This is a genomic window from Brevundimonas sp. EAKA, assembly GCF_000698025.1.
GTDB classification, from domain to species: Bacteria; Pseudomonadota; Alphaproteobacteria; order Caulobacterales; family Caulobacteraceae; genus Brevundimonas; species Brevundimonas mediterranea_A.
Genome location: NZ_JMQR01000163.1, coordinates 1 through 5,563, shown reverse-complemented (window position 1 = coordinate 5,563; position 5,563 = coordinate 1). Strand labels below are relative to the sequence as shown.

Sequence of the window (5,563 nt, the reverse complement as noted above, 5' to 3'; positions counted from 1 at the left end):
CCGACCACCCGGCCGTCGGCGTCCAGCAACAGGGCCTTCAGCCGTGCGTCTTCCCAGACCGTGATCCGCTTTTCCGCCCGCACGGCCGCCACCACGGCCGACAGGATGGCCCGCCCGGCTCCGTCGCCGCCGACCCGCGCCACCCGCGCCACCGAATGGGCGGCCTCCAGACTGACCACGAAGCCGCCGTCCGCATCCCGGTCGAACGGCGCGCCCAGGGCCGCCAGCCATTCCACCGTCTCGCGCCCGGCATCGGTCAGGGCCCGCGTCGCCGTCGGCTCGACCAGACCCGCGCCCGCCGCCTCGGTGTCCTTCGCATGCAGTTCCGGCGAATCCACAGCCGTCAGGGCCGCCGCCATACCGCCCTGCGCCCAGGCGGACGAACAGGCGTTCAGCAAGGGCTCCGGCGTCAGCACCAGAACCTCAGCCCCCGCCCGCGCCGCCTCCAGCGCGGCCGACAGGCCCGCCAGACCGGCGCCGACGACCAAGGGCCCGTCATGTCGCGTTCGGTTCATCAGCGCACTCCAAGAGAGTTCAGGCCAAGGCTCACCGCCCCGGCCGGATCGCCCCCGACCATGGGCAGCAATGCGCCCAGGGCCGCCGCCGCGCAGACGGCCAGGGTCAGCAGGTACAGGACCAGGCTCTTGCCCGCCTCGGGCCAGCTCAGCGTGCCCCAGGCCGCGCGCCAGACGCCGCGCTTCAAGTGGGCGAAGACCGACAGGGCCAGGAAGGCGGCCAGGATGAACCGCCCGGTGGACAGTCCCCACCAGACCACGGCCACGCCGATCACCAGCAGCACGATCTGCTCCAGCCGCGGATGCACCCGCGTCAGCACCGGCCCCAGGGCCCTGGATCCGTCCAGAGGCGGCGCCGGGACCAGGTTCACCAGGTTCAGCATGGCGATGAAGAAGGCGCCCATCAGCCATTCGCCCTGCCCGGTCGCCATCCACACCCCGACAAACGGGATCATGGCCAACAGACCGAACGCCGGGCCCGCCAGCGAAACCAGCACCCCGTCCCATTCGCTCTTCGGCTCCCGCCGCGCCTTGGCCAGTCCGCCCAGGAAGGGAATGATGTAAATCCGCGCCGGCCCCATCCCCATCCGGTTCATCGCCAGGGCGTGCCCCGCCTCATGGACGAACAGGCCGATCAGCACGGCGCCCGCCACAATGGCGCTGCCGGTGATCCACCACAGGAAGCCGCCCATCAGGGCCGTGGACAGCAGGGCCCAGACCAGGCTCTGATCCTTCTCGACCGGAATCTCGGCCGGGGCTGCAGGGGCGGCGCGCACGGCCGGGTCCTCGGGCTTGGGATCCCAGGGGCCGGGGATGCGATCGGGCGTGCGGTTCGGGGTGTCGATATTGCTCATGGCGTCCAGATGGGCGCAGCAATCGGTCCCGACCACGGGACCGATCGCCGCGTCTCGCTCAGATCAGCTCCACATCGACGTGATGCCGCGCCTTGACCAGGTCATAGCGCGCCGGAACGGCGGGCGGCGGCAGGTCGATCATCCGCTGCACCGCCAGCCGCCCGCGTTCGATCATGTCGGCCGGAACCGTCACCTCGAACTGCATGTGCAGCAGGCAGTCGTGGATGTTCTGCAGCGTGATCCGCTTCATGTGCGGGCACAGGTTGCACGGGCCGATGAACTGCACCCCCGGCACGTCGCCGGCGACGTTCGAGGCCATCGAGCATTCGGTGATCATCACCACCTGTTTGGGCCGACGCGCCTCGACATAGTCGGTCATGGCCGCCGTCGAACCGGCGAAGTCCGCCGCCGCCAGCACGTCTTCCGGGCATTCCGGGTGGGCCAGGATTTCCGCCCCCGGATAGGCGGCGCGCATCTCGGCGATGTCGTCCACCGTGAACCGTTCGTGCACCTCGCAGCGGCCCTTCCAGGCGATGATCCCGACCGTCGTCTGGGCCGCCACATTGCGCGCCAGATATTCGTCGGGGATCAGGATGACCCGGTCCACGCCCCATTCCCTGGCCGCCCACTCGACCACCTGAACGGCGTTGGCGCTGGTGCAGCAGATGTCGGTCTCGGCCTTCACATCGGCCGTGGTGTTCACATAGGTCACGACCGGCAGACCCGGATAGCGCGACTTGATCAGCCGCACGTCCGCCCCCGTGATCGACGAGGCCAGCGAACAGCCCGCCCGCAGGTCGGGGATCAGCACGGTCTTTTCCGGGCTCAGGATCTTCGAGGTCTCGGCCATGAAATGCACGCCCGCCTGGACGATCACCTTCGCATCCGACCGCGCGGCCTCCTTGGCCAGGCCCAGGCTGTCGCCGACATAGTCGCCCACGCCATGGAAGATCTCGGGCGTCATATAGTTGTGGGCCAGGATCACGGCGTCGCGCTCGCGCTTCAGCCGGTTGATCTCGCTGATCAGCCGCGCCTGTTCGGGCCACTCCAGCGGCGTGACATGGTCCTTGACCTTCGCCCACACCCCGGCGGTCTCCCGCTCCAGTTCCTTCGTCAGACCAAAGGCGCCGTCCGCCATGAGCCTCTCCTATCGACCCTTATGCTCAAAGTTAGCATAAGCACATCCAATGTAGGCCGATGGGGGCCGCGCGCAAGAGAAATCATCGCGTCCCCGCCAAGCACGGGAGACTCGCCGTCTTGAGCGCACGAACCTTTCACAAATGGGGCAAAATCGCCTAGACGAACGGCGACTTCATTTCCTCACCCACGCCTCGACCGACATTTTGATGCAAGACACCATCCGCCGCATCCTCACCGCCCGCGTCTATGACGTGGCGGAGGAAACGCCCCTCGATCCGCTGCGTCGCCTCTCGGCGCGGCTGGACCGCCCCGTGCTGCTGAAGCGCGAAGACCTGCAGCCGGTGTTTTCGTTCAAGATCCGCGGCGCCTACAACAAGATCGCCGGCCTGTCGCAGGCCGAGCTGTCCAGGGGCGTCATCTGCGCCTCGGCCGGCAATCACGCCCAGGGCGTGGCCCTGGCCGCCGCCCGCCGCAACGTCCCCGCCGTCATCGTCATGCCGACCACCACCCCCGGCATCAAGGTCGCCGCCGTCCGCGCCCTGGGCGGCGAAGTGGTCCTGCACGGCGACAGTTTCGACGAGGCCTACGCCCACGCCCGCCATCTGGAAAGCCAGACCGGCGCCGCCTTCATCCACCCCTTCGACGATCCCGAGGTGATCGCCGGTCAGGGCACTGTAGGGCTTGAGATCGCGCGCCAGCACGCCGACCCCATCGAGGCCGTCTTCGTGCCCATCGGCGGCGGCGGCCTGGCCGCCGGGGTCGCCGCCATCGTGAAGTTCCTGCGCCCCGACACCCGCGTCATCGGCGTCGAGCCCGTCGACGCCCCCACCATGAAGGCCGCCATCGACGCCGGCGAGGTGGTGACCCTGAACGAGGTCGGCCTGTTCGCCGACGGGGTCGCCGTGCGCCGCGCCGGGGATCACACCTTCCGCCTGTGCAAGGATCTGCTGGACGAGATCGTCCTGGTGGACACCGACGCCATCTGCGCCGCCATCAAGGACATCTTCGACGACAGCCGGGCCATCGCCGAACCCTCGGGCGCCGTGGCGCTTGCGGGCCTCAAGGCCTGGGCGGCCGCCCACCCCGGCGCGGGCACGCTGATCGCCATCAACTCGGGCGCCAATCTGAACTTCGACCGTCTGCGTCACGTCGCCGAACGGGCCGAGATCGGCGAGGGCGCCGAGGCCCTGCTGGCCGTGGCCATGAAGGACGACCGCGACGACTACCGCCGCTTCCTCGACAGTCTCGACGGCCGCTCGGTGACCGAGTTCAACTATCGCTGGTCCGGCGACGGCCACGCACAGATCTTCGTCGGCGTCGCCCTGCGCAACGGCCCGCACGAGCGCGACGACCTGATCGCGACCCTCCGTTCCGGCGGCTACGCCGTCGAGGACATGAGTGACAACGAGACCGCCAAACTGCACGTCCGCTACATGGTCGGCGGCCGCACCGTCGGCCTGCCCCACGAACGCATCCTGCGCTTCCAGTTCCCCGAACGGCCCGGCGCCTTCCTGCGCTTCCTCAACAGCCTCCAGCCCGCCTGGGCCCTGACCCTGTTCCACTACCGCAACCACGGCGACGACGTCGGCCGGGTGCTGGCGGGCGTCAGCGTCCCGCCCGAAGAACAGGCCCAGTTGTCCGCCGCCCTCGCCGACCTGGGCTACCCCTACGTCGACGAAACCGCCAACCCCGCCTGCCGCCTGTTCCTGGACGGCGTCTAGACACGCCAAGGGCGGCGGCCGTCTCCGGCCGCCGCCCTCAAACCCGCCCTGATTCAGCTCAGGCCTTTTCGATCGCCGCCGCGATCTGGTCGCTGGAGTGGCCGGTCAGGTCCTTGGCGATCTCGCCGGCCAGCTTGGATTCCAGATCCTTGTGCCAGTGCTTGCGCAGTTCCCCCAGGGTCTTGGGCGCCGCGATCACCAGCAGTTCGTCGATCTTGTTCGTGACCGACCATTTGTTCAGAACCTCGGCCACGCCCATGGCGAAACCGTCCTCGGCCTGGGTGTCGTTGTCCGGGTTGGCCTCGCTGGACCGGCGGCCGGACGAGCCGGAAACCCGATCCTCCATCGCCGGAATTTCCAGCGGCGACAGCCGGATTTCCTGGGCGTTCGTGTTCTTGAACAGGACCAACTTCTCGCCGTCGACCACCGCCACCAGGGCGCCATTGGATAGTTTCATCGTCGATACTCTTTCGGTCTGTGGACTTGGGTAACGGTCGGGGACCGATGCCGTTGCCTCGCCGATCAGAGCAGCCGGCCGCCGGCCTCGTGCGCCAGCAGCCAGCGCTTCCGCTCCAGCCCGCCCGCATAGCCGGTCAGGGTCCCGTTCGCCCCGATCACCCGATGGCAGGGCACGATCACCCCGACCGGGTTGGAGCCGTTGGCCAGACCCACCGCCCGCACCGCCCTGTGCGATCCGATCGCCGCCGCCAGCTGCCCGTAGCTGCGCGTCTCCCCCGCCGGAATGGCCCGCAGCGCGGCCCACACCGCCTGCTGGAACACGGTGCCGCCGGTCTTGACCACCACCGCGTCGAACGCCGCCAGATCACCGCCGAAATAGGCTTCGACCGCCCGACGCACCGCCTCCGGCGCCCGCCCCTCGACCAGTTCGATTGGGCCGTAGTGGCGGTGCAGCAGCCGGCGCATCCGGTCTTCATAATCATGGAAATCCAGCGCCCGCACCGCCCCCTCGGCGTCGGTCGCCACCAGCACCTCGCCCACCGGCGAGGCGATCCGATCCAGGGTCAGGGTCATCGGCGTTGATTGTCTAGGCATCGGCCGTCTCCGTCACACGGTTCCAGTACAGGGCGCCATAGGCGCGCCAGGGGCGCCAGGCTTCGGCCCGCGCCGCCAGGGCCGTATCCACGGTCGCAAGCCGGTCGCTGGGCGCATCCTCTCCGGCGTCGATCCAGTCGCCCGCCGGCCTCAGGTCTTCATAATCATGGAAATCCAGCGCCCGCACCGCCCCCTCGGCGTCGGTCGCCACCAGCACCTCGCCCACCGGCGAGGCGATCCGATCCAGGGTCAGGGTCATCGGCGTTGATTGTCTAGGCAT

6 protein-coding genes and 1 pseudogene are annotated in these 5,563 nt (G+C 69.1%); 1 reads left to right on the top strand and 6 read right to left on the bottom strand.

Features of this window, described 5'->3' with window-relative positions; genetic code table 11:
- The 3 genes from ER13_RS15705 to nadA form a co-directional block, all read right to left on the bottom strand.
- Window positions 1-515 (bottom strand): FAD-dependent oxidoreductase (locus tag ER13_RS15705; RefSeq protein ID WP_155988181.1); only part of this gene is annotated, 515 nt, incomplete at its 3' end.
- Complete coding sequence (locus ER13_RS15700) at window positions 515-1,405, bottom strand: metalloprotease (RefSeq protein ID WP_155988180.1); 891 nt, start codon at window positions 1,403-1,405, stop codon at window positions 515-517. The genes ER13_RS15705 and ER13_RS15700, both read right to left, overlap by 1 nt.
- A gap of 22 nt (window positions 1,406-1,427) precedes the next feature.
- Complete coding sequence (nadA, locus tag ER13_RS15695) at window positions 1,428-2,507, bottom strand: quinolinate synthase NadA (protein WP_035310761.1); 1,080 nt, start codon at window positions 2,505-2,507, stop codon at window positions 1,428-1,430.
- Between the two features lie 208 nt (window positions 2,508-2,715).
- On the opposite strand from nadA, the gene ilvA reads away from it, so the two are divergent.
- The gene (gene ilvA / locus ER13_RS15690; protein WP_035310759.1) at window positions 2,716-4,230 is read left to right on the top strand and encodes a threonine ammonia-lyase, biosynthetic; all 1,515 of its coding nucleotides are present in this window, start codon (window positions 2,716-2,718) and stop codon (window positions 4,228-4,230) included.
- A 58-nt stretch (window positions 4,231-4,288) separates the two neighbouring features.
- On the opposite strand, the gene ER13_RS15685 is transcribed toward ilvA, so the two are convergent.
- The 3 genes and pseudogenes from ER13_RS15685 to ER13_RS15675 all read right to left on the bottom strand — a co-directional run.
- Window positions 4,289-4,687: a host attachment protein gene (locus tag ER13_RS15685; protein WP_008259789.1), complete on the bottom strand. Its 399-nt coding sequence runs from the start codon at window positions 4,685-4,687 to the stop codon at window positions 4,289-4,291.
- 65 nt (window positions 4,688-4,752) lie between these two features.
- Window positions 4,753-5,283 carry a methylated-DNA--[protein]-cysteine S-methyltransferase gene (locus ER13_RS15680; protein WP_231492572.1) on the bottom strand — a complete coding sequence of 177 codons (531 nt, stop codon included), beginning with the start codon at window positions 5,281-5,283 and terminating at the stop codon, window positions 4,753-4,755.
- Window positions 5,276-5,563 (bottom strand): annotated as a pseudogene (locus ER13_RS15675) (hypothetical protein); the annotation flags it as partial. The gene ER13_RS15680 and the pseudogene ER13_RS15675, both read right to left, overlap by 8 nt.